This window comes from Photobacterium atrarenae, from assembly GCF_024380015.1.
In the GTDB taxonomy this organism is placed as follows: domain Bacteria; phylum Pseudomonadota; class Gammaproteobacteria; order Enterobacterales; family Vibrionaceae; genus Photobacterium; species Photobacterium atrarenae.
Genome location: NZ_CP101509.1, coordinates 1557789 through 1583558, shown reverse-complemented (window position 1 = coordinate 1583558; position 25770 = coordinate 1557789). Strand labels below are relative to the sequence as shown.

General features: G+C 52.3%; 18 protein-coding genes. 7 read left to right on the top strand and 11 right to left on the bottom strand.

The window, feature by feature from the left end; all coding sequences use genetic code 11:
• Positions 1 to 132: 132 nt before the first annotated feature.
• Positions 133 to 702 (top strand): DUF1415 domain-containing protein, encoded by a 570-nt coding sequence (locus tag NNL38_RS23035; RefSeq protein WP_255391207.1) that lies wholly within the window; start codon positions 133 to 135, stop codon positions 700 to 702.
• A gap of 141 nt (positions 703 to 843) precedes the next feature.
• Positions 844 to 2010 (top strand): GGDEF domain-containing protein, encoded by a 1167-nt coding sequence (locus tag NNL38_RS23030; protein ID WP_255391206.1) that lies wholly within the window; start codon positions 844 to 846, stop codon positions 2008 to 2010.
• 499 nt (positions 2011 to 2509) lie between these two features.
• Here the strand turns inward: NNL38_RS23030 and malG are convergent, their stop codons facing one another.
• The 3 genes from malG to malE (NNL38_RS23015) all read right to left on the bottom strand — a co-directional run bounded on the left by malG (position 2510) and on the right by malE (NNL38_RS23015) (position 6231).
• Entirely contained in the window at positions 2510 to 3400 is an 891-nt protein-coding gene (gene malG, locus NNL38_RS23025; RefSeq protein WP_255391205.1) for a maltose ABC transporter permease MalG, read from the bottom strand.
• A gap of 11 nt (positions 3401 to 3411) precedes the next feature.
• On the bottom strand, positions 3412 to 4986 hold the full coding sequence (gene malF, locus NNL38_RS23020) for a maltose ABC transporter permease MalF (RefSeq protein WP_255391204.1): 1575 nt from the start codon (positions 4984 to 4986) through the stop codon (positions 3412 to 3414).
• Between the two features lie 63 nt (positions 4987 to 5049).
• Positions 5050 to 6231, bottom strand: coding sequence for a maltose/maltodextrin ABC transporter substrate-binding protein MalE (gene malE / locus NNL38_RS23015; RefSeq protein ID WP_255391203.1), 1182 nt, complete (start codon positions 6229 to 6231; stop codon positions 5050 to 5052).
• 633 nt (positions 6232 to 6864) lie between these two features.
• Here malE (NNL38_RS23015) and malK point away from each other — a divergent pair.
• Complete coding sequence (gene malK / locus NNL38_RS23010; protein WP_255391202.1) at positions 6865 to 7974, top strand: maltose/maltodextrin ABC transporter ATP-binding protein MalK; 1110 nt, start codon at positions 6865 to 6867, stop codon at positions 7972 to 7974.
• A gap of 147 nt (positions 7975 to 8121) precedes the next feature.
• On the top strand, positions 8122 to 8301 hold the full coding sequence (locus tag NNL38_RS23005) for a hypothetical protein (RefSeq protein ID WP_255391201.1): 180 nt from the start codon (positions 8122 to 8124) through the stop codon (positions 8299 to 8301).
• Between the two features lie 133 nt (positions 8302 to 8434).
• Here NNL38_RS23005 and NNL38_RS23000 read toward each other — a convergent pair whose 3' ends face one another.
• Complete coding sequence (locus NNL38_RS23000) at positions 8435 to 11254, bottom strand: amylo-alpha-1,6-glucosidase (RefSeq protein WP_255391200.1); 2820 nt, start codon at positions 11252 to 11254, stop codon at positions 8435 to 8437.
• Positions 11255 to 11372: 118 nt separating this feature from the next.
• Complete coding sequence (gene malE / locus NNL38_RS22995; RefSeq protein ID WP_255391199.1) at positions 11373 to 12554, bottom strand: maltose/maltodextrin ABC transporter substrate-binding protein MalE; 1182 nt, start codon at positions 12552 to 12554, stop codon at positions 11373 to 11375.
• A gap of 404 nt (positions 12555 to 12958) precedes the next feature.
• Between malE (NNL38_RS22995) and NNL38_RS22990 the strand changes: the two genes are divergently transcribed.
• The gene (locus NNL38_RS22990; protein WP_255391198.1) at positions 12959 to 13108 is read left to right on the top strand and encodes a hypothetical protein; all 150 of its coding nucleotides are present in this window, start codon (positions 12959 to 12961) and stop codon (positions 13106 to 13108) included.
• 71 nt (positions 13109 to 13179) lie between these two features.
• On the opposite strand, the gene NNL38_RS22985 is transcribed toward NNL38_RS22990, so the two are convergent.
• The 3 genes from NNL38_RS22985 to NNL38_RS22975 form a co-directional block, all read right to left on the bottom strand.
• Complete coding sequence (locus tag NNL38_RS22985; protein WP_255391197.1) at positions 13180 to 14985, bottom strand: alpha-amylase family protein; 1806 nt, start codon at positions 14983 to 14985, stop codon at positions 13180 to 13182.
• Positions 14986 to 15075: 90 nt separating this feature from the next.
• Positions 15076 to 15939 carry a MalM family protein gene (locus NNL38_RS22980; RefSeq protein ID WP_255391196.1) on the bottom strand — a complete coding sequence of 288 codons (864 nt, stop codon included), beginning with the start codon at positions 15937 to 15939 and terminating at the stop codon, positions 15076 to 15078.
• Between the two features lie 129 nt (positions 15940 to 16068).
• Positions 16069 to 17352, bottom strand: a complete 1284-nt coding sequence (locus tag NNL38_RS22975) for a carbohydrate porin (RefSeq protein WP_255391195.1) — start codon at positions 17350 to 17352, stop codon at positions 16069 to 16071.
• A gap of 371 nt (positions 17353 to 17723) precedes the next feature.
• On the opposite strand from NNL38_RS22975, the gene glgX reads away from it, so the two are divergent.
• The gene (gene glgX, locus NNL38_RS22970; RefSeq protein WP_255391194.1) at positions 17724 to 19673 is read left to right on the top strand and encodes a glycogen debranching protein GlgX; all 1950 of its coding nucleotides are present in this window, start codon (positions 17724 to 17726) and stop codon (positions 19671 to 19673) included.
• A 167-nt stretch (positions 19674 to 19840) separates the two neighbouring features.
• Here glgX and NNL38_RS22965 read toward each other — a convergent pair whose 3' ends face one another.
• A complete protein-coding gene (locus tag NNL38_RS22965; RefSeq protein WP_439651402.1) occupies positions 19841 to 21490 on the bottom strand; it encodes a glycoside hydrolase family 13 protein in 1650 nt (549 codons plus the stop codon).
• Between the two features lie 242 nt (positions 21491 to 21732).
• On the opposite strand from NNL38_RS22965, the gene NNL38_RS22960 reads away from it, so the two are divergent.
• The gene (locus NNL38_RS22960) at positions 21733 to 22653 is read left to right on the top strand and encodes a LysR family transcriptional regulator (protein ID WP_255391193.1); all 921 of its coding nucleotides are present in this window, start codon (positions 21733 to 21735) and stop codon (positions 22651 to 22653) included.
• 92 nt (positions 22654 to 22745) lie between these two features.
• On the opposite strand, the gene glgA is transcribed toward NNL38_RS22960, so the two are convergent.
• Both glgA and glgC read right to left on the bottom strand, forming a co-directional pair.
• On the bottom strand, positions 22746 to 24284 hold the full coding sequence (gene glgA, locus NNL38_RS22955; RefSeq protein ID WP_255391192.1) for a glycogen synthase GlgA: 1539 nt from the start codon (positions 24282 to 24284) through the stop codon (positions 22746 to 22748).
• Positions 24274 to 25491, bottom strand: coding sequence for a glucose-1-phosphate adenylyltransferase (glgC, locus tag NNL38_RS22950; RefSeq protein ID WP_255391191.1), 1218 nt, complete (start codon positions 25489 to 25491; stop codon positions 24274 to 24276). Before glgC ends, glgA begins: the two co-directional genes overlap by 11 nt.
• Between the last annotated feature and the right edge of the window lie 279 nt (positions 25492 to 25770).

The following is a 25770-nucleotide window of genomic DNA, read 5'->3' as shown; positions in this document are numbered from 1 at the left end:
TGTCTATTTTTTATCAAGGGCCGGTTTTTAACGGCCCTTTTTTAACGCTTCCGAGCAGTTCCGCTTTCTTTCTCCTCCAATATTGTTACTCTTACCCCATTCCTCTTGTTTTAGCAGTACATTGAGTTACCCATGTCGGACATCGCAAAATCAGACGTTATTCAGCAAGTTCAACAGTGGCTGGAAGATGTGGTCATCGGCCTGAACCTGTGCCCGTTTGCCGCCAAACCCAACCGTAACAAACAGATTAAAATTCACGTCAGCGATACCGACACCGAAGCCGACTTGTTGGAAGATATTTATCAGCAAATCACAACGCTGGATAACACGCCGAGTGACGTGCTAGATACCACGCTGATTGTCACCCCGTCGCTGTTTTCTGAATTTGAGAACTACAACCAGTTTCTGGACCTGGTCGACGCCCTGTTGCACCAGCTCGGTAAAGAAGGCACCTACCAGGTCGCGAGCTTCCATCCGAATTACTGCTTCTACGGCACCCACCCGGATGATGCTGAGAATCTGACCAACCGCTCGCCGTTCCCGATCTTTCACCTGATCCGTGAAGCCAGCGTTGAGAAAGTGCTGAAACACTACCCGGATCCGGAAGGGATCCCCGAACGCAATATTGCTTGCGTGGAAGGCTTGTCCAAAGCCCAAGTCAAAGAGTTATTTCCTTTTCTTTTCAAATCCTTGTCAAGTTAAGCGAAACGCGGACAATCGTAAGATAAGGGCATCATACCGAGCACCTGAACCAAGAATCCTGTAGTTATGCCGACCGTCTCATTCACCCAACTCAGAACCGCCGGCGTGCGATTTAGCACACCGCTTGTCGTTGCGACTTTCATGCTTCTGTCATTAGAGTCGGTTCTGGCTGTGTTCGCTCGGTACCAGGACCTGTTGCTGGTACTCCCTTATCTGCTATTTGGCATAGTCATCCTCCTCAGCCAGCCGTTTAATCAGAGCAAAACCGCCCTGACGGCGATGATGATGATGATTGCTTTCTATATCATTCAGAATTATTTGCAGTCCCCGCTCAGCGAACCGCAAACCCGGCTGATTTACTTACTGTTAGCCACCTTGCTGCCGCTGAACCTGCTCCAGGTCCACATCCTACCGGAACGACGATTATTTTCCCGCTTCGGCACCGGCTATGTACTGTTCCTGTGCGCCCAATTGGGCTGGGGAGCCCTGGTGGTTAGCCATTTTGCCGAGCACCCCCTGCCCCAACTTTGGGAAAATTATTTCTATACGCTGAAATCCCTGTCCCCCTTACCACTGCTGCTGATCCTGCTCTATCTCGGGACATCCCTCGCCTGCGGCTCAGCGGTGCTCAAACGTAATCTGAGTCATGATCAGTCAGTATTCACCTGCTTGCTGTTTGCCGGGATCACCTTCGTAACCTTTCAACAAGCGTATATCTCTGCCGTGGCCTTTTCCCTGACGGGCCTGATCCTGCTGCTCAATCTCATCAGCTGTAGCCACGAGCTGGCCTATATCGACCCACTCACCGGGATTCCCGGTCGCCGGGCATTAGAAACCGAGCTCAAACACCTGGGCCGTAACTACACCCTGGCGATGGTGGATGTTGACCACTTCAAAGCCTTCAATGATACCTATGGTCATAAAACCGGCGATGATGTCCTCAAGCTGGTTGCACGAAAGATGCAGCAGGTCAAAGGGAGTGCCGAAGTGTATCGTTATGGCGGAGAGGAATTTACCATCCTGTTCAAGGGTAAAGATAAACAGGCGTGCATTCCTCATCTGGAGGCGCTGCGAGAGAGCATTGCTGATTACGAAATGACACTGCGTCAGCATGACACCCGACCTCGGGAAGACCAGCAAGGCCGAAAGAAACGCGGGAAGAAAACCAATCAAGGCACGGTTCAGGTCACGGTGAGCATCGGGGTCGCCGACAGCTTTCCCGACACGCACCCAACAGCTGTGATGAAAGCCGCCGACGAAGCGCTGTATCAGGCCAAAAAAGCCGGCCGAAACCAGACCTGCAGTTAATACCAATCGTTATCAATATGGTGTCGTCCGCGTCACCGCCAAACGCCGGGCATAAAAAAACCCGATGAATCACATCGGGTTTCGGTTACTAATTCAACTTACCCTTTTCTTTGCAGTCAAACGTAAGCCCAGCTATGCAGCAACGCCAATATCAATGCAGTACAGTGGATTCCTAATCGATCGGCGGCCAAACCATCATCAGGACTGTACCCGGGAGTTGCCCACCATAAGTGAAGTGGGCATTATTATTATCAATTCTGTGTGCAGCAGGATAAATGCCTTCTACGCATTATACTAGCAACCCAATGCACGGTTTCAAACAAAAAGATGCGGCAATTGTAACTATTTTATAAAGATAACAATTAACTCAGCCTTCATTATCGACATCCAAGGCAAACCGGACCTGAATATGTCGTAATAATCTGAAAAAGCTGAAAATCAAAAAGGCCTACCATCCAGGTAAGCCTTGAAATACGACAGTTCAAGCGGTGAAAAGTGATTAGCCTTTCACCCCACCCGCAGTCAGGCCACCCACCAGGAAGCGCTGAGCCAGCAGGAACACTGTGGTGATTGGAATTGCCGACAGAACCGCAGCCGCAGCAAAGTCGCCCCATAGGTAGTTCTGCGGATACAGATACTGCTGCATCCCCACCGCCAGGGTGTAATTATCAACATCGGTCAGCAACAGGGAGGCTACCGGCACTTCGGTTACCACGCCGATAAACGACAGGATAAATACCACCGCCAGAATTGGCACCGACAGCGGCAGCAGCACCAGGCGGAATGCCTGCCACGGTGTTGCACCGTCCAGGGCCGCGGCTTCTTCCAAAGAGCCGTCAATGGTTTCAAAGTAGCCTTTGATCGTCCACACGTGCAGCGCGATCCCGCCCAGATAGGAGAAGATCAGGCCACCATGGGTGTTCAGCCCCAGGAACGGAATGTACTGGCCTAAGCGGTCAAACAGGGCATACAGTGCCACCAGCGCCAGAACCGCCGGGAACATCTGGAAGATCATCATCCCTTTCAGAATGGTGCTCTTGCCTTTAAAACGCAGGCGGGCAAAGGCGTAAGCACTGGTGGTTGACAGCGCGACGATGATAATCGACGTGATCCCGGCCACTTTGACGGTATTCCACAGCCACAACAGGACCGGGAACGGCGGTGGTGTCACACTGCCGTCCGCATTGGTCACCGAGAAGCCCAGTGCCAGACGCCAGTGATCCAGCGTCGGATTGCTCGGGATGAGCTCACCGCTGGCAAAGTTACCTTCACGGAGCGAGATGGCAATAATCATCAACAGCGGGAACAGGATCATCGCCAGAAACAGGCAGAGTCCGATATGAGTTGCCCACACCCGGTATTTCAGAGATTTTGGTTGAACCATTGGCATGACGTTTCTCCTTAATCCTGCTCTAGGGTCGACTTGGTGAATTTCAGATTCAGCAGTGCCATCACACTGACCATCAGGAAAATGATGGTGGCAATTGCACCCGCCAGACCAAAGTCCTGACCGCCGCCGCCCTCAAAGGCGATGCGGTAGGTATAGCTCACCAGCAAGTCGGTGTAGCCCGCCGGCTCTGATGTGCCGACCATATTCGGGCCACCGGAGGTCAGCAGCATGATCATTACAAAGTTGTTGAAGTTAAACGCAAAGCTGGCAATCAGCAGCGGCGTCATCGGCTTGATCAGCATTGGCAGTGTGATCTTGAAGAAGTTCTGTACCGGGCCAGCACCATCAATGGCAGAGGCTTCATACAGATCTTCCGGGATTGCCTTGAGCAGGCCCATACACAGAATCATCATGTAAGGGAAACCGAGCCAGGTGTTGACCAGCACCACCATCACCCGAGCCATTACCGGGTCCGAGAACCAGGACGGCTTGATGCCGAACAGGGCTTCCAGCAGCATGTTGATTTCACCAAAGCTCTGATTAAACAGACCTTTGAAGATCAGAATCGAGATGAATGACGGCACGGCATACGGCAGGATCAGCAGCACACGATAGATACCGCTATACTTCAGGGGTTCCCACTGCACCACCACCGCCAGGACCATACCAACCGCCAGCGTCAAAGCCACAGCCAGGAAGGCAAACACAACCGTCCAGATGAAAATCCCGACAAAGGGTTCTTTAATCCCGTCGTCAGTCAGGACACGCTCAAAGTTCGCCCCGCCAACACCGACGACAAATCCAGGGGAGATCGGTTTATCGACAAAGTTGCCTTGATCGTCAACCGGTTGGTAATAACCAATCTCCATATTCGGTTTGTAGCGTTGCTGCGTCTGGTTATTAAGCAGCGTCAGGCCATCGTCTTGCAAGGTAAACAACGAGGTTTCCGCAGCGAATTTGCGCAGGCCACTCATGGTGATCGCGTGACCGTCCGGCATCAGCAATTCTGCCTGAGACAGGTTAGTGCGGTTTTTGACGATGGTTTTGATTTTTTCCTTCTCGCCCTGCACGGCATCCACTTCGCGCAGCTTCATAGTACCCGGTGCCGCGAGATCAAACACATCAGACCCCAGCAGCACGCTACCATCTTTGATGACAATCTGGTGCCCCTGCTCGACTTTGTACAAATCGAAGCGGTAGCTTTCACCCGATTGGAAGGTCCGTTGCTCCAGCACTGCCTGAGTCCGCTCCAGGGATAACTGGTTCGATGCGCTGTAGTTGGTGAACGCCAGCCCGACGGTATAAACAAGTGGGAAAATAATGAAAATCAGCATCCCGGCAATGCCCGGGAAAATATAGCGATGGGCGTAAGTTCGGTTACTGCCGAAGATATAAAGAGCCAGTGCGGTAAGAACAACTGTAAGCAATGCGAACGGGATTTCACCCTGCGCATACATCAGGATCGTGGCATAACCGTTGACCGCGCCGATCGTGCCGAGCAGTGACCATTTCAGCCACTGACGATAATTAAATTTCGGGCCTTCTTCTTGGGAATCTAAAAGCCCTGCACCTTGAACTGACTGCATCTCAGCTCCTCGCTAGCAAAATGACAAAAGAGAAATGGGGAGGAATTCCCTCCCCGGAAAAGATTACTTCAGCATGTGACGGGCTGCGTCATTCAGCGCCGCGTCCGTGTCCTGACGACCATCAACAACGTTCTTAATCGCATTACCCTGGGCATACCAGAATGCAGTCATCTGAGGCACGTTCGGCATGATTTCACCGTTCATGGCATTATCCATGGTGGCGGCGATGCGTGAGTCATTATCCAGCTTGCTCTGGAAGGACTTCAGCGCTACCGCACCCAGCGGTTTGTCATCGTTGACCATCCCCAGGCCTTCGTCAGTCAGCAAGTAGTTTTCAATGAACTCAACCGCCAGATCCTGGTTTGGCGATGCAGAGCTGATCCCCGCGGTCAAGATGCCGACAAATGGCTTCGACGGGCTGCCGTTCAGTTTTGGCAAGACGGCTACACCGTAGTTAATCCCAGACTTCTCAACGTTGCCCCACGACCACGGACCATTGATGGTCATCGCCACGTTGCCTTTGTTGAACTCAGCTTCAGAGATGCTGTAGTCCATATCCGGTGAGATCACTTTCTTGTCGATCAGGGCCTTGATGAAGTTCATGCCGTGTTTGGCACCGGCGTTATTGACGCCCACATCTTTCACATCGTAACCATTGGCAGTGAATTTAAACGCGTAACCACCGTCGGCAGACAGCACCGGCCAAGTGAAGTACGGTTCTTTCAGGTTCCACATGATGGCTTTCTTGCCATCTTTCTGTAGTTTCTTATCCAGGGCTTCAATGTCTTCCCAGTTCTTCGGCGGGGTCGGAACCAGGTCTTTGTTGTAAATCAGAGAAAGTGCCTCAACCGCGATCGGGTAACCGATGTACTTACCGTCGTATTTCACGGCATCCCAGGTGAAGTCGATGATCTTGTCTTTCACGTCCTGAGACGGTTTGATTTCTGCCAGCAGGCCGGATTTGGCATAACCACCGAAGCGGTCGTGTGCCCAGAACACGATATCCGGGCCATCACCAGCCGCGGCAACTTGCGGGAATTTTTCAGACAGGCCATCCGGGAAAGCAACTGTCACCTGGATCCCTGTGTCTTCTTCAAACTTCTTACCGACTTCAGCCAGACCGTTATAGCCTTTATCGCCGTTAATCCAAATCGTCAGTTGACCTTCTTCAATCGCGGCGTGTGCGTTTACAGAGCCAAGTGCGGCCAGGGTACAAAAAGCGACAGTGCTGAGGACTTTCTTCATTGTTAACATCCTTCATGATTGTTATTTGTCTGCTGCAGAATTATCTCTGTCAGCGCAATTTGCAGTCTGTATCATCCACCAGTCGTCAGCACTCAACATCATCCTGAGTCCTACGCCCCCTCCCCCCCAGATTTGAAAGCGTGATCTTCGTCGTCCCGATGAGTGATGCAGATCTAAAAACGACACTTGATTGTGATGCAACGCACATGGTACTGCGTTCAAATTGCAACATCAGCAGGGTAAACAACAAAGTGTGATCCAAGCACTCCTCCCCCCCTCATCCCCCTGTGAATTTCTTCTCAAGGAGGATGTTTCTCCCGTGGCGCTGGGTAAAAATAGCATCATACCCAATGGGGTAGATGAAGATGTTTTAACTGTTTGCTCAATGCAATTAATACCAATCACAGTTTGTTCTTTTTTATTGGAAACGACAGTACCGCGCTACTTCTTGGGGAAGTAAGTAGCACGGCTTTAGTCAGGGTAGCGATTCATTCCACTGCCTGAATGAGTGCCTGCTACCCGCTTTTTTTCTTCTCTACTGCCGAAAAATTCTTTACCGGCAAGGTACAGCATGAATATCATTCCCTCGCAAGGTACCTTGCAGGCAACAACAAACTTAGAGGAATAGGCTTGATGGCAAGTGTCACGTTACGAAATGTATGTAAGGCATATGGAGATAACCTGATATCCAAGAATGTGGATCTCGATATTGCTGAAGGCGAATTCGTGGTTTTTGTAGGGCCGTCAGGTTGTGGTAAATCGACCTTGCTTCGCTGTATCGCCGGCCTGGAAGATATCACCTCAGGTGATCTCTACATCGGTGAAGAGCGCATGAATGATGTGCCGCCGTCCGAGCGTGGGGTTGGGATGGTGTTCCAGTCTTACGCCCTGTACCCGCACCTCAACCTGTTCGACAACATGTCATTCGGCATGAAGCTGGCCAAAGCCGACAAAGCCGAAATTAAACAGCGCGTCGACCACGCCGCAGATATCCTGCAACTGGGTCACTTGCTTGAGCGTAAGCCGAAAGCCCTCTCCGGCGGCCAACGCCAGCGTGTTGCCATTGGCCGGACCCTGGTCTCCCAACCCAATGTATTCCTGCTTGATGAGCCACTGTCTAACCTTGATGCCGCGCTTCGGGTTCAGATGCGGATTGAAATTGCCAAGCTGCACAAGCAATTGGGTTGCACCATGATTTATGTGACCCATGATCAGATTGAAGCCATGACCATGGCCCAGAAGATTGTCGTGCTGGATGGCGGTTACGTCTCTCAGGTCGGCAAACCGCTGGAGCTGTACCATTACCCACAAAACCGCTTCGTCGCCGGTTTTATCGGCTCACCAAAGATGAACTTTGTGAGTGTCGCGATTGAGCAGGTTGAAGACGAGCGCGTGATGGTTCAACTTGCGAACGGGGCGAGCTTCTGGATCCCGGTGGACGGCACCACGGTTAACAAAGGCGATCGCATGTCACTGGGGATCCGTCCAGAGCACCTGGTGCCTTGTGACGAAGGTGATGCCTGTGTTGAAGGTAAAGTTCAAGTGGTCGAAAAACTGGGCTATGAAACCCAAACTTACCTGAACCTGGAACACATGGACGCTGATTTCATCTACCGCCGTCCGGATACCCTGCCGGTTGAAGTCGGCGACAGCTACAAAGTCGGCATTCCGGCACACCGCTGCCACCTGTTCCACAGCGACGGCCGTGCCTGCCGCCGCCTGTACCAGGAGCCGGGCGTTTAATTTCTGATTCCTTCCTTTTCACCACTTTCCTTTTTTGCGCTGCTCATGCTGAGCAGCGCTTTTTTGTATAAACTTATACATGCTGGTGGGACAGATTTAGTGTTTACACCCGGTTGAGATAGACGAATCGTTGATGGAGGATCATTGATGAGCAGCCACGACCGAATTGAAGATCTCGAACAGCGCATTTATATGGCTTATCAGGAAGGCGACTATCAGGAAGCCAAAGCCCTTGAGGCGAAAGTCAAAAAGTTAAGGGGGGACGCACACCTGTACGATGACAATGAGCCCTACTCAATTGAAGGCAAAGTATTTATAGACGAGTAGCCGATACGAGTCCACGGCTTCAACACTGGCACCGCCAGTCATTCTGCCCGATAACCAGGCAACCATCACCGACGACCCAACAAAAAGCGCAGCCAACCGGCTGCGCTTTATTATCGTTGCGCCTCATCTTCACTTAATCTGTGGCTTGTGCCAGATCACAGCTCTCCACCAGGCCTTGCAAATAATGTGGTGACTGCAACACCGGGAATGTCCGCTCGATCTCCGGCTCCGCAAAGCGGAGCTCACCAATCTCGGCCTGGTAACCCGGCTCAAGAATTGTCAGGGCTACATCCTGCCCGTCCACTTCGGCAGCTGCGGTTTCAGAGTCAAACGTCACCGTGACGGGCTCGTTCCCAACCGGCAACAACAGCTGATACTTGGCACAATTAACGCCGGTCAGGATCAGGGCCAGTTGCTCAGCACGGCTTGCTGTAGCCGGCTCGCTCAGCTGCAGCTGATACACTTGCTGCGTTTCCCTGCGCTGAAAACGCACTTGCAGCGCCTGCTGCTCAGGCTGCTCCGGCCCGAAGCCCACCACCGCATCGAACGTCTGCCAGGCCGACGGCACACATGGCGCAAGAGTCAGTTGGCCAGCCATCAGATCCGGCTGGAAACCCAGATAGTCCTGATAGCCGTTGCGGGTAAACTCAGAAACCGACCAGGCCTGGGCATACGTCCCGGTCGTGGTCAGCTCACCCTGCTCGGTTAAGAACGCATCCAGGTTTTCGCTCATGGTCCCGCGATGACCCAGGGTCAGAATTTGCCGGGACAGGCTCTGGGTCAGCTGATAGGCAAAATCGGAATAACCATAATCAGTCAGGCTGCTGACGGTAAAGCCCGCATTCCAGCCCCAGATGGTGCCGTTATGATACGCCGCATCTTTGTGATACTCGGCCCGGTTGGCATGATAAGGATGAAAATGGGGATCGGATTGCGACAGCGAGGTGATACCCCACGGGAACAGCAGCTCGCTGACCGCATTTTTTACCACTTTGGCACCGATGGCTCGCTCCAGCAGATCGCCCTCAAACGGCACGGTCAGTACCATCAGCTGGTTGGGTCGAACCTGCAGGTCACGACTGTTATCTGCGTGCAGGCGATCGGCCAGCATCTCCTGGTCGGTATCCCAGAACAGCGCCTGGAAGCTGGCTTGTACCCGATCCGCCAGTTGTTGATAATGCAGCTCGCCATCGTGGTCGTCGTTCAGCCGTGCCAACTCAACTGCCACCTTGAGGCTGGTATACCACAGCGCCTGAATATCATTGGCCCGGTTGCCACGGGCTGACCACGGCAGCTTACCTTCCAGCTTGGCATCCATCCAGGTATCCGGATCCCGGTGGGTCATCAGGCCATGGGGGTCAAGGTAGTTTTTCTCGATCCCGGCGATATAGGTCTGGACCACCGGATAGATGGCCTGGGCATAAGCGGCATCCCCGCTGTAGCGCAGATAGTCCCAGACTTCCCTTACCAACCAGGGGGTCCCGTCAGTGGTGTTATAAATTCGGTTGGTCAGGCTTGTCACTCGGTTCGGGACCCGGCCAAAGTTGATATCAGTCTCATCCGTTTGCTGCATCGCCGCGAAGTTATCAAGGATCGCTCGGGCATCGTCATAATCGCCATTCACCAGACAAGTGCCCGACAGCGCAATAAACGAATCCCGTCCCCAACAATCCTTAAACCACGGCAAACCCGCCCAGATCCCTTTACCGTACTCATTCGATACAAAGACTTTTGCCGACGCCTTGGCCCACATCAGCGCCCGGTTATAGTCCATGTCCGACGTCCACAGATAAGAGCGGGTCAGCATGTCATAGACCTGCTGCTGATGGCGGGTATAACCATCTTCCGCCACCAGGGCTTGCGCGGCAGCGACCGCTTCGTCTTCACTGCGGGCAAACGTCAGGTAGACGGTCATCTGCGTTTCAGGCGACAGGGACTCAATCATCGGTTTGACATGGCTGCCGCTCAGGTGCACCACCTCATTTAACGCCGGGACCTCGGCAAACGTGACTTCACGGCAACGGAACGGCCGGTTGGCTGTGATTGCGATAAATGAAGGCGTCGCTTCCTGGCGCAATTCCGGCGCCAGCGCATACACCACCCCGCCCTCAAAGGCTTTCACCGTTGAGGCATTGATCGCCAGATTCAACTGCGACGCGATAGCCAGCGTCGTCGGCTCAGTCGCGCGAACCGTCAGGGCTGCGGCCCGTTGCCGGGACAGTAACATCAGGGTGTCGCTGACTCCCGATTCGAAATGGTGAGTGACACCATACGGCAGGATATCCGCCTGACTGGCCGTTGTTTTATCCTGGATTTGACCATCGATAAACGAAGCGAAAGTGCCCAGGTACCAACCCTGCTGATGGCGGTATTTGCCCGCGGCAACAAAGCCATGCGTGCTCCCTTCATAGTAGCCGTCAACGTTATCGCCAAATACAAAGGGAGCAGATGCCGTCTCGCAAATGGTCAGTTGCCTGAAAAGCTCCGCTGGCGCCAGTACCGGGGCTGCTTTACCTTGCAGGGCAGCCTGCCCGGCCATGATCTGAAATTTACCGGAAAACAGTGCCCGCTCCAGCGCTGCATCCCGATTTTCGCCACCGAGGCCAATCAGCAGCGATGGCGCTTGCGCATCAGCCACGGTCAGCGTGAGGGTATAAAGCCCGGTCGCCGGGGCCAGAAACGTCAAATCATTCCCAATTCCCTTAGCCGGAACCAGCGTCTGAGCATTATCCACGCTGCACGGCACGGCTTTGTATTTGTCGGCTGAAAACGTCAGGTGCTCGCTTCCCGCCTGATCGGAAATTTTGAAACTATGCTGATCGGCCGGCAGGCAAATCACGGCCTGATACTGGCCGGCGCCCATGTAATGCATCGGCGTATCATTGCCCCAGCCATTGAAGGTACCTTTTACATACAGTGTCTCGCTGTATGGCATCGCTGTTAACCCATTCACGTCTTTTTATCCCTTGTCTTAGCAGCAAGCCGGAATTGCAAATACCTGCACGACCCGGCCTGAAATACGCACAATGCGCAGCAAGCTGCGCATTGTATTCACTCAGGTAAAATCCCTGTTACTTGATCTGCTTGGCAGCCGTATCCAGCGCTTCTTTCACACTCTGGCGGCCCAGCAACGCATTTTCAATCGCGGCACCTTCAGCAAACCAGTAAGCGGTCATTTCCGGAATATTCGGCATGATCTCGCCATTTTGAGCATTGGTCATGGTTGCTGCAATCCGGCTGTCTTTCGCCAGCTCGTTCTGGAAAGACTTCAGCGTCACTGCGCCCAGTGGCTTATCATCGTTCACCGCTTTCAGGCCTTCATTGGTCAACAGGTAGTTTTCCAGAAATTCGACTGACAGATCCTGGTTCGGGCTGGCCGCATTAATCCCGGCACTCAACACCCCAACAAACGGGTTGGATGCACCGCCATCCAGGGTCGGGAAAACAGCCACCCCATAATTGATTTTCGATTTTTCCAGGTTACCCCAAGACCATGGGCCATTAATGGTCATGGCCACATTACCCTTGTTAAATTCTGCCTCGGAAACCGCGTAATCCATATCCGGCGATACCACGCCTTTCTTGGCCAGATCGACCAGGAAGCTTAACCCGGCAACACCGGCGTCACTGTTAATCCCGATTTGCTTACCGTCAAAACCGGTTTCAGTTTTCTTGAAGGCATAGCCGCCGTTGGCAGAGATCATCGGCCAGGTGAAGTAAGCATTCTTCACATCCCACATAATGGCGGTCTTGCCTTTGGCTTTCATCGCCTTGTCGATGGCATATAACTCTTCCCAGGTTTTCGGCGGCTCAGGCAGCAAATCTTTGTTATAAATCAGCGACGGGGATTCAATCGCAACCGGATAGCCTACCAGCTTGCCTTCATAGGTCACGGCATCCCAACTGAAATCGACCAACTTCTGCTTAAAGGACGCCGATGGATTCACCTCCGCCAGCAGGCCGGCTTTGGCGTAGCCGCCGAAACGATCATGGGCCCAGAAGATAATGTCCGGACCGCCACCCGTGGCTGCCACCTGTTGAAACTTGGCTTCCAGCGATTCCGGATACTGAACGTTCACCTTGATACCGGTATCTTCTTCGAACTGACGACCCACCTCAGCCAGGCCTTCGTAACCTTTATCGCCGTTAATCCAGATCAGCAGCTCGCCTTCCTGCATCGCAGAAGCAGCAAACGGGAATGCCAAAGCAGTGGTCAAAGAGCAGAGGGTCAGCGTTTTCAGAACACGTTTCATAGTCGATTTCCGTTATTGAGAGTCAGTTGTACCAATCGTAGTAAGTGACTGATCATCCTAGCGTGTTAAAAAGCTCGATAACTTACTGTGATTGGTATTAATTATTGTTTTTGAACCCCTGTATTGTCCCTCTCCGCCCCCGGGATGAGCATCCTCCCCCGCCCTACGCCCCCTCGGGGTTTCAGGCAACACTGTGAAGCGTTACACATTTTGTAGGACAAACATAACGGTGGCTACCTGCCAACAGTAGGCACAACGATGGCGATTCTCAGAATAGAAATCCGCTGATTGGCCCCAGCTCGCGGATTAAGACTAGACTTAACCTCAACAAGCAGGCTTTTGTGTCAGGCCGCGCAAAAGAAATGGGTTTGTTTGAGAAGCGGTCACGCTCATCGAGGAGATGAATGATGAAACTAAAAGCACTCTTCATTGCTGTCAGCTTACTGTTTGCGAATGTAGCGATGGCATCAGGCCATTGCACCTGGTATATCCAGGATCGTGGCTGGTGTACCCCTTATTTCCCAGCAGATGATCATAAGCCTTACAAAAAATAAGCATGAAAAAGCCGCTGCACTCAAATCAGCGGCTCTCATCATCAACACAATTGTTCGATCGTTTCGCCCAGTCAAACACGCTCTAGTTTGAAGATCTTTGCGCCAAGGGCCGGGACCCGAACCGCAATCTCGCCACGGGTCTGCACAATCTGAAGCGGTATGCGCTCATCACCGTAGAGCTGTTCGACCAGCGTATACTCGCCATCCGGCAACTGCCAGCTATCAACCAGTGACGGTGGTAGCTGAATCGGCACGGTACCCAAATCCGTATCGGCGAAGTTTGCCACCATCAACAGCTGTTGCGTGCCGTCATAACGACTGAAGCAGAACAGTGACTCCGGATAGGCAGCATTCGACGCACGGTTATCGCGGTGAATTTCCCGGTACTCGCCCAGCATCGCCGAATTGTTCAAGGTAAAATTCAGCAAGCGACGGTAATAATCACGGAGTTCTTTTTCGCCATTGCTCAATTGCCCGCCGTCAAAGCAGCCTTCATTCATCCAGCGCTGATGGCTCGGTACCCCGAAGTAATCGAATATCGTTGTGCGGGACTTCAGGCCGAACCCGGCATCCTCGGTTGCCGCTTCCCCCACCTCCTGACCAAAGTACACCATAGTCGGCGAGCTGCTCAGTGTTGCCGACACCAGCATCGCCGGTTTTCCCTTACGGGCATCCCCGGCGAATGCTTCATGGGCTAGCCGCTGTTCATCATGATTATCAAGGAAATGCAGCATGTGGTGTTCGATATCCAGCATCTGATCCTGAACCACAGCAATCGCATCCGTCGAACCCTGGCCCTGGAGGATAGCCTTGAGGGTGTCGTACAGATCGACTTTGTCATACAGGTAATCCATTTTGCCGAGATGAATATAATCACGATACAAGTCCGGCTGATACACCTCTGCCAGCAGAAAAGCATCGGGGTTGGTCTGTTTAATGGCCGAGTTCAGATAGCTCCAGAACTCTACCGGCACCATCTCAGCCATATCATAGCGAAAACCGTCCACGCCCAGCGCCAGCCAGTACAGGGCGATATCCCGAAACTTGTGCCATGAGTCCGGTACAGACTGCTTCTGCCAGAACGCAAAATGCGCTTCAGCGCTTTGCTGTGCAAACCCGGCTGGTAATTCGGCAAAATCCTTGCGGCCATCCGGGCGGACGCCATAGTTCACCTTGACCGTTTCATACCAGTCATCAAAAGCCGGTTTGGCCAGTCGGGAGCCATTCCCGGTCCATTTGGCCGGAAATTCCTGGTATGGCTGCGCCAGTGCCGGATGTGCCTCGCCGCCCAGCGGACGATAGCCATTTTCCGGATCCGGCACTTCAAAAGTTTCATCAGGGATATAATAGAAATTATTGTCACGATGATACGCTAGGCTCGTATCGTCAGATGCGCCGAAATCTTCCACCCCTTCCGGGTTGCTCAGCCCCTGGTAGCGCCGCGCGACGTGATTGGGCACGATATCGATGATCACCTTCATCCCGTGGCGGTGTGTGCGTGCGATCAACGCCTGAAACTCAGCCAGACGGTTGGCCGGGTCATCCGCCAGATCCGGGTTGACGTTGTAGTAGTCTTTCACCGCATAGGGCGAGCCGGCACGGCCTTTAACCACACTCGGGTGATCGGACTGGATCCCGAACGCACTGTAGTCGGTCACCAGCGCATGATGCGGCACGCCGGTAAACCACAGGTGGGTCACGCCCAATTCGCGTATGGCTTGCAGCGCGGTGTCAGTAAAGTCACTGAACTTGCCGACACCGTTTTCTTCTATCGTTCCCCAGAGGCGATTGGTGCGGTTTTTATTGCCAAACAGCCGGGTGAACACCTGGTAGACCACATATTTATGCTTTGGACAGGCAGCATTGGAATAACTCATTTTCGTAAGACTCAGGCAGGCTAAAAAATCAGATGAGGTACTGGCACAGGCCGTACAAAGGCCAGCCCTGCGCCAGACGAGATTTGCGAGCTACTTTTGCATCAGCTCAATGAAGGTCGCTTCCGCGGTGGTCGATCCAGCGCGTTTTGCTTCTTCCATCAACTTCAGGGCTTTTTGAATATCGTTCTGTGCCACAGCAGCTTTGATTTGGCGATTATAAAAGGCTTCGCTTTCCGCCAACATCGGGGCGCCAGCAGTCACCGGCACGGCCGCTGGCTGAGATGCCGGCTTGACCTGTGTTGTGCCGCGCGACGGCTGGGTTTCCCCAACGCGATATGCCCGCATGTTGAGCGCTTTCAGCTCCAGGGTCAGGGAGCCAAAGCGCTGATGCTCAATGACCGGATCAGTCACCATTGGCCGAGCCAGGCCCAACTCTTCGGCACGAAGACGCTCCGGATGCGGAATAGTGATCGAGTCCTGGCGATAATCTCGTGGCGAATACACCACCAGATACGGCGTTGTGGCCTGCTCCATGGTGAACCGATGTTGATAGCTGTTCAGGCTGAACAGCTTCGACGGGGCGACCTTAAATTCATCCAGCTCGATGCTTTTCACCGGCTGAAAATTCGGATCCAGGAGCAACACTTTTGGCGCAAACACCCCTTCTGACTTCATCCAGCTGTTCAGTGTAACCCGCATCCGCTCGACATTTTCCGGCAGGGCAAACGCCGCAAAATAGCTTTTGCCATCCGGGAACTGGCCCACCTGCGAGTATTCATCAACAACAAAGTCAATCTCGTCCCCTTGCATCGGCACCCAGGAAAACTCACCATAGGTGTTACAGCAGACCGTTGCATTCACAGCAACATCTTTTGATACCGCCACGGGTGAGGCAGCGCAGCCAATCAGGCTCGCGGTCAATAAGGCAGCGAAGGTCATTTTCATTTTACTCATCTTTGTTCTCCCATACCCGAAACGACTGATTGGGTATATATCTATTGCCTTGCAATCAAACCTACCGCAGAAACCAATAGATATATACTCAAAAAGGCAGCCCGAGGGCTGCCTTGTTCCAAAACCGGTTTAGAACCAGATTTCAGTGTGAACACCCACAATCACGTCGTTGTCGCCGCTCTTGATACCGATGATATCAGCACTTGCCTGATCATCCGCTTTTACATAGCTCACATATGGCTTGATTTGTGGACGACCGAAGTAATCCGCGTTCACAGTGAATGCAGACGCCAGCTCCAGGTTGTAGATGTCACTTTCTACTGAATCACCCGTGCGTCCCCCGAAGTACCCCTCTTTCCCTTCTTCATGGCCGTAAGATGCGGTCATTTCCAGGCGCAGATTATCGTTTACTTTGTACGATGGGCGAACCGCAATCAGATAACGTTTCAGATCTTCTGCACCCCATAGCTTGTCCAGTGCGCCGATATATGTCAGCTCAGAACCCATTTGCAACTTATCCGTGATATTCAGCACACCGTATGAAGTGATGAACAGAGACTGCGCATCATCGTCACCGCCGCTCCAGCCACCGAAGTTTACGCCGCGGTTTTGTGCAACACCTTCACCGTAAGCAATGGCAGTTTGCGTCCAGCCGTCCAGGCCGTAGTAGTCACGGTTATAGGTAATCGCAGCGCCAATACCGCTGTCTGAGTCAGAGTCTTTGTTTGCCTGAGACATCACTTTCAAGTCAAAGTCGAAGCTGCCGCCCAGCGCTTCTACACCGTAGTAGTAGAAGTCCAGAGATGTCAGGGTGCTACGCTCGTCATTTGGCTCAGCAGCACCGGCATCCGGGTCAGCTGAAACCACGGCAACCCCAGCAGTGTTTCCGCCCATCTTGGTCTGGATACCGGCACCCACACCGGAAGACTGTTTCCAGAACTCACCAGACAGCAGGCCTGCAGCACGGTTCAGGTAGCGCTGACCTGCCCAAATCGAAGTATCTTCGCCCAGGAAAGAAAAACCACCGATTTCAACAAAGGTTTCTTTTACTTCGAACTGTGCTGTAGTGTTGTCTTTCTGGCTGCCAGAAGAAGTGTAAGCGTAGGAGTTACCATTACCGAATTCGGAACGAACCACGAAGTCAGACCAAACACCATTTTGATGTTCCGTGTGTTTTTTCACAACAAATTCGACTTGGTTGGTGCTTTTACCGTGCGTGCCCGCCGTTTTGTAATCCGGCTTGCCATATTCAGTATCGACAGTTTCGCCTTCGACCATGCGGTAATTCATCGAGCCGTAACCATGTACTTCCCAACCGTCAGAAATAACATCCGTTGCTGATTCCGCTGCAACTTGCCCGGAAGCAAGTGCTGTCAATAATGCCGCTGCTACAGGTACTAACTTGTGTTTCATAGGAATGTCCCTTCTAATTTTTGTATTCGACTGCGGTGAAGCAATCTTTTCGGGACTCATATTCAGCTCTCTGTCAGGAAGACGCATCCTCCCAGCCCCCGGCGTAGGCAGGAGGAGGAGCAGGGCGTAGTTATGAAGGCGTAGACAGGATTCGTGAGGCGCATCACGAAGATTAGGCGTAAGCCTGTAATAAAGATACAGAATGAAAAAGAAAATTAAGAGCTATATCACTTAATTGAAATCAGAATGAAAAAATCAGTTATTGGGTGAGCATTTAATTTTTTTCAAAAAAAATCACTGCTTGACTGTTGCTCAATTCCCGATTTAATAACACCTATAAACCGCAAAAAATATAAACAGAGAAGTCGTAAATGTTCGCTAAATTAGCGCAGCCCTATCCTCTAGGGGCTACATTATGTGATCAAGGTTGTAATTTTTCAATTCATTGCCCGGAAAGTAACAATATTCAATTAATTCTATTTGATGAGCGGAATAACAAAACCGTCATTGAATTAGAGCATCAAAAAATGGGAATTCGTTATACCTTTGTCCACGGTGTCAAAGCCGGACAGGTGTATGGCTACCAGGTGCAGGACAAAAGTGGCACACGCCTGATCCTCGATCCGTACGCCCAGGCGCTGAATCAGATCCCCCACTACACCGAGCCGTTCTCTGCCGAAGCCAGCTGGGCGTTTGCCAAATCGGTCGTCACCAATCATGACTTTGACTGGCAAGATACACCACGCCCGCAAGTGCCTTACGAAGAAACCATCCTGTTCGAAACCCATGTCAAAGGATTCACCAAACGTCATCCGGAGATGAATGAACAATGGCGCGGCACCTATCTCGGCCTGTGTCAGCCGGAAATGCTCGCATTTTTCAAAGCTCAGGGAATCACCTCGCTCCAGCTAATGCCGGTCACCTCCTGCATGTCTGAGCCCCACTTGCTGAAGATGAACAAAATCAACTTCTGGGGTTATAACACCTTGTGTTTTATGGCACCAGAGCCCCGCTATGCAGTACACGATGCCGTAACCGAGATGAAAACCATGGTACGGACCCTGCACCAGCACGGTATTGAGGTGATCATGGACATCGTCTTTAACCACACTGCTGAGGGCGGTGAAGGCGGGCCACAGTTCCATTTTAAGTGCCTGGACAAAAGCCACTATCTGCTTAACAGCGGGAAGGATTACGTGAACTTCACCGGCTGTGGCAACACATTTGATCTCAGCTACCAACCCAGCCTGAATATTGTCCTCGACACCCTGCGCCACTGGGTCACTCACTACCATATTGACGGTTTCCGATTCGATTTGGCCGCGACGCTGGGCAGACGACGGGAGCACTTCGATATCCACGGCGCTTTCTTCAAAGCCATTGCTCAGGATCCACTCCTGCGCCAGGTCAAGCTGATCGCAGAGCCATGGGACGTCGGCCCGAACGGCTACCAACTGGGACATTTCCCACGGGGCTGGAACGAGTGTAATGACAAGTTCCGCGACACTGTGAAAGGCTACTGGCTTTGCAATCACAACCCAATCAAAGAGCTGGCAACCCGGATTATGGGCTCCCGCGATCTGTTTAGCGCCGGGTGCTGGCCCGACAAACTGCCGGTGAATTTTGTCAGCTACCATGACGGCTTTACCCTGCGCGATCTGGTGTCGTATAACCATAAGCACAATCTAGCGAACGGCGAGAACAACCGAGATGGCCACGGCGACAACCGCTCCAACAATCAAGGGATCGAAGGTGAAACCACCCGTCTGTCGGTACAGTACAAACGGGAACGGCAAAAACGTAACCTGATGGCGACCCTGTTGTTTAGCTTCGGTATCCCGCACATTCTGGCCGTTGACAGCCTCTCGCACACCCAGCGTGGCAATAACAACGCCTACTGCCAGGATAACGAGATCAGTTGGGCAGATTGGCAACTATCCGAAGAAAGCGAGCAGTTCAGGGACTGGCTGGCACAGATGATTGCCGCGCGTAAACAGTGGATGAGTCCGTTTATCCGGGCTTTCAGCGGCAAAGATCGCGGTCATCACCGGATCCACTGGCGCCGCTCCAACGGCCAGCACATGAACGCCGAAGACTGGCAAGGCCTGGAAGCCTTTGCCCTGTACCTGGGTTTGTATAAAGACGGCGAAGAATTGCTGTTTTTAATCAACCACTCCAGCATCCCGACCCGCTACCGGCTGCCGCAAGGCGGGAAATGGTCGGTCATTTGCGATACTTCGGATTCTCAGCTCCGTCCGCGCCAGATCCAGACGACTTATATGCAAAGTGCCAAGTCACTGACGATCCTGCACCGAGCCTAAATCTAAACGCAAGGCGAAGCCGGACCCGGCGAAAAACACAAGTCGGGTTCCTGCAGGAACCTACATCCACAAATACAAAAAAGCGCCCGGCCTATCCATGATAAGCCGGGCGCTCTTTCATCAATCCCTGGCGCCATTCAAGCCCGGCGCCGGAGTGATTTCAGGATCTATTTCAATGACGATAACAGCATGGCAAACGACTCATACGGTTGCAGTGTCACCGTCGCTTCCAGTTGCTGACGCGGCGCATAGTTGGCAATCACACATTCAGCCTGTGATGTTTGCAGCGCTGATGGCATGGCCAGGGTCACTTTTTCTGCGCTGAAGTTACTCAGCACAAACAGGCGCTGGTTGTCATCCTGACGAATATAGGCCAGTACCTGGTCGTGCTCTTCAAAGACCGGCTCAAAGGCACCACGCACAATCACCGGCAGCTGTTTGCGCAGGGCAATCAACTTTTGATAATGGTAAAAAATCGAGTTCTGATCATCCAGAGCGTCAGCCACATTAATGCTCGGGTAATTTGGGTTCACCGCTAGCCAAGGCTGCGCCGTGGAGAAGCCCGCATGCGCTGAGCTGTCCCACTGCATCGGCGTTCGAGCGTTATCGCGGCTGTTTTCATGTACCGCTGCCAGCATGGTCTCCGGCGCAACACCATTGGCTGTCCGCTCCTGGTAGAAATTCAGGGTTTCGATATCCCGGTAGTCATCAATGCTGTCAAAGGCGACATTGGTCATGCCAATCTCTTCGCCCTGATAAATATAGGGCGTGCCTTTCATCAGGTGCAGCGAAGTAGCGAGCATCTTGGCCGACTCAACCCGGTATTGGCCTTCATCCCCATATTTGGAGACCACCCGCGGCAAGTCATGGTTGTTCCAGAACAGCGAGTTCCACCCCTCATCTGCCAGTTCCACCTGCCACTTGGTCAGCACGCGCTTCAGCGCCGGAAGATCCAGCGGGATCGGCTGCCATTTATCGCCGTTTTCCCAGGTCAGGGTAATGTGCTCGAACTGGAACACCATGGAAAACTCTTCCCGTGCCGGGTTACTGTACAGCTTGGCTATTTCCGGGGTCGCGCCCCAGGTCTCACCCACCGTCAGCAAATCTTTATCGCCAAAGGTAGCACGGTTCATCTGCTGGATCAGCGGGTGCAGACGCGGGCCGTTACCGGTGATCCCTTTATCGATCTCTTTGCCGATCAGATCTATCACGTCCAGACGGAATCCGCCGATCCCCTTCTCGATCCACCAGTTCATCATCCGGTGGACTTCTTCCTGCACTTTCGGGTTTTCCCAGTTCAGATCCGGCTGACGCTTGGAGAACAGGTGGAAGTAGTATTCACCCGTTTGTTCATCAAACTGCCAGGCGCTGCCACCGAAAATTGAGCCTTGATCATCCGGTGCCGAGCCATCTTCTTTCGGCTGACGCCAGATATAATAATCACGGTACGGGTTATCTTTCGACTTGCGTGCTTCCACAAACCATGGGTGCTCATCCGACGTATGGTTGACCACCAAGTCCATAATAATCCGGATATCCCGTCGCTTTGCTTCGGCTAGCAGCTGCTGCATGTCCGCCATGGTGCCAAATTCCGGGGCAATATCCTGGTAATCCGATATATCGTAGCCATTATCATCCATCGGTGAACGGTAGACCGGCGAGAGCCACAGGACGTTCACACCCAGGGTTTTCAGGTAATCCAGTTTGCTGATGATCCCGGGCAAGTCCCCCATCCCATCCTGGTTCGAGTCACAAAAACTACGGGGATAAATTTGATAAACAACGGCGTCATGCCACCAGTTCGGCATCGTATACATCGCAAAACACTCCGTGAGAGAAAAAGAACAGCAGATATCTTGATTTCCAATATCATAGAAGCCTAAACAGGCGATGAAAAATACGATCCCCCGACAATGATATTCAAAAAACCAATATCATTAGCGTTTATACCGATCCAGATCACAGGATTGCCGACTGACGGATTTTCTTTAAAAGCCAGAAATGTGAGACTTATCGCTATTCGCCTTTTCCCAGCGCCCCTCCTGAATAGGCCCAAGATATGGACAAGCATTATCAGCAGTTTCTCGTCGTTGCCGAACTCGGCAATATCAGCCAGGCAGCCGAGCATCTAGGTCTCAGCCAGCCGACCCTGACCAATAATATGAAGAAGCTGGAAGCTGCGTTTGATGTACCGTTATTTATTCGCAGGTCCAAGGGGGTTGAGCTGACCGAGTATGGTCTCAAATTCCAGGAGCAAGCGCTGGATCTGCAACGCCGTCATCATGCCCTGCTCCATGCCATGGCCGATCTGAAAGCCCGCAAAACCCGCAAATTGAAAATCGGCACCGGGGATGCCTGGTGGGAGCTGTTCGTCAAGCAGGCGCTCCAGCACTACAGTGCCGATCACCCGTCCATTTCGGTGCAACTCGAATTCGGCAACCACCTGAAACTGATGGATTTACTGGTACACGGTCATATCGATCTGTTTGTCGGTCATGAGATTGTCGGCCTGTCACGTAAATGCCCGGTCCGCTTTATTCCGTTGTTGCAAGATGAAGAAGCGCTGTTTGTCCACCAGTCGCATCCGCTGCTGGTCAATCAGCGCACGGCAACCGACATCGAATTATACCCCTTACTCCAGGTAACTCCGGATTCAGAGCACTTCCGTCAATTACTGGAGAACCCACAACCCAAGCAACTCAATTTGGAGCGCCAAAAAGCCTCGGAGCGGATTGTTTATGAAATCAACAGTCTGTCAGCCAGTCTCGATATGCTCCGCCATACCCGGGCCATTATGCCGTATCCCAAGTCCATGACCGTTTTTTTTGCTCGAGCCGGCATTGTCCCGCTGCCAAGCGACGGGCTCGGACAGACCAGTACCGTCGGCCTCTATCAGCTCAACCAACTCCAGGCCGACCATGTCGAAGAGTTCAAACAACAACTCATTCAAAACGTGCCGCCGGCTGAAACCTACCCCTGACTCAAATTCTTACCTCGTCCTGAGTCAAACAATCAAGCCTCCGAGATGGAGGCTTGACCTGTCATTGAAGGCTTTATCCAGCTTCAGGGCAATCAGGCGTTTAGCGACTCCGTATTGCTAATGACTGAAGCACGAACGCCCTGCTCCTCCCCCAGGTACATCCTAATATACTGCTCAGCCGACTCACGCCACTCAAATTTACACGCCATCGCATTTTGCTGCAGGCGCTTAAACTCCTGAGGCTGCTGGCAATAGAGCAGCAGGCTGCGCTGAAGTTTGATCAGCAAGGCTTCCGGCGTCGGTGCCTCAAAGATAAACCCGGTTGCCACTTGCGGCGTTTGATCATAATCGATCACCGTATCTTTCAATCCCCCGACCCCACGCACAATCGGCAGTGTCCCATAGGCCAGACTGTACATCTGATTCAAGCCACAAGGCTCAAACTCCGACGGCATCATGAAGAAATCCGCCCCCGCTTCAACACAGTGGGCCAATGCGTTGTTATAGGCTTCAACAAACGCAAACTTATCGGGATACTGCTGTGAAATCTCGCGCAATGCCCCAGCCAGTGCCGGATCTCCGGTGCCAACGATCACGACCTGAACATCATTCACCAGGAAATCTTTAAGGATCGGCAGCAAATAGTGAATGCCTTTTTGCTCCGTCAGGCGGCAAACCATGCCATAGAGCGGAACATCTGCCACTGGTAAGTCTACCTGTTGCTGTAAATCTCGTTTACAGGCTTTCTTGCCCCGGCTTAAGCTCACCTTACCGGCTTTGAAGTTCTGCTTAATATACGGGTCCGTTTCCGGGTTCCAGTCACTGTAATCGCACCCGTTAATAATGCCGTAGAGATCATCAGCACGGGCGGTAAAGTCTGCGGCCATGCCATGGGAGCCGAGCTCTGTCAGCAACTCTGCGGCATAGTTCGGACTCACGGCATTGACTTTATCGGCATACGCTACGCCGGCTTTCAGCATACTGACATGCGCCGGATCCATCTCTAACTGGACATAACGCTGCTGGATTAATTCAGGGATCAAGCTGTACTGATCGTAATTAAAAACTCCCTTAAACACGGCGTTATGGATAGTCATCACGCTCTTTGTCTGAGCAAAGCAGGGGGCATCGGCATACCGGGTACGCAATAAAAACGGAACCAGTCCGGTATGCCAGTCATTACAGTGAACCACATCTGGCTGGAAGCCGAGCTTGTCACAAAGATCCAATGCAGCTGCACTGAAAAAAGCAAACCGCTCACCGTTATCCGCATAAGCCTGATTATTTTCCGCATATAACTCTGGGCGGTCAAAATAAGGCGCATCGACTCCATAAACTGTGACAGGGTCACTATCCGTTTCAAGGCTGAGGGTTTTGACCTGATAACCCACCGGCTGCGGCTGAGAGGAGACGAACAACTCTGTCTCTAATACCGTCCGGGCCTGCTCCCGGCCCGCGACTTTTCGATACAGGGGCATTACCACACGGACATCGTGTCCCATGGCCTGCAACGTGACAGGCAGCGCCTTCGCAACATCCGCCAGACCGCCTGTTTTTACCAGCCCCTCGACTTCAGAGGCAACAAATAATACCTTCAACGGCGCTTGCTTCGATTTCTTCCTAGTAACCAATTTTTGCTCCTTTTGGTATCACGACGACGCCATCCTCAGACACATGATATTTCTTGCGATCTTCTTCCAGATCTTCTCCAATCATGGTTCCCGGCGCGATCTGGACATTTTTATCGATGATAGCACGGCGAATCGAGCAGCCAGCGCCAATCTTCACATCCCCCAGGATCACAGATTCACTAATCGTTGTGCAATGGTCAACGTTGGTTCGGAATCCGAGCACCGATTTATACACCTTGGCACCGCGAATATAGCTGCCTGCTGAAATCATGCAGTTGTTAATATCGACTTTACAATCATCGCTGTCGAGGACCGTTGCTGGCGGTAGCGGCGGATAATAGGTATGCAGTTGCCATTGGCGGTTATACAGAGAAAACGGTGCATCTTCAGACAGCAAATCCATATGCGCCTGCCAGTACGCATCGATGGTCCCGACATCCCGCCAGTACCCGGTCGACTTCTCACCCGGAATATTATTGGTGGTAAAGTCGTACACATACACCTTCCCCTGCGGGAAGAGTTTCGGAATAATATCTTTGCCGAAATCATGGCTGGAGTCTTCATTGACGGCGTCCGCTTCCAGCTCCCGACACAGGACATCTGTTTCAAAAATATAGTTACCCATCGATACCAGGGCATGCTCCGGATCGCCCGGAATTGCTTTCGGCTGGGCCGGCTTTTCTTCAAAACCGATCATACAACCCCGCTCATCCACCTCGATCACCCCAAACTCGCTGGCTTCACGGATTGGCATACGTAACGCAGAAACCGTCAGAGCGGCCTCTTTCTCCAGGTGGAAGTTCAGCATCTGCTTCACATCCATCTTATAGATATGATCGCTACCGAAAATACAGACCTGCTCCGGCTCTTCCAGCTCAATAAATCTCAGGTTCTGATAGATTGCATCTGCAGTGCCGTCATACCAGCGCTTACCCATCCGCATCTGGGCCGGAATCGGATCGATAAACCGTCCAGTGATCCCCGAGACATTCCACCCTTTTTTCAAGTGAACATAAAGCGACTGCGACTTAAACTGCGTCAGTACATAGATCTTCATCAGATCCGCATTCAGGAAGTTATTGAGCGCAAAATCTATCAGGCGGTAACTACCACCAAAGGGCACAGCGGGTTTCGAACGGGTTACGGTAAGCGGTCGCAGACGGGAGCCTTCCCCACCTGCTAAGATCATTCCCAAAACACCTGCCATGATGTACCTCCTTGTTAATAAGCAATAACATTCATATATACCATAGGTAAATTCTTTATGAGAATGTTTTTGCACTAAAACATGACACATAAATTACAGCGTTAGAATTTTATTACAGCGTTCACAGATTCCGTTCTGTCGACTATATTTAATGCCTTGTTTTTTCCGGTGACCTCCCATTGATAGAAAACAAACTGACAAAGTACAAATTTAACCGCAGAATGTTTGACCCCACCCCCTGTAATTTCAGGCTAACGACAACTACTCCCCCCAACTCAT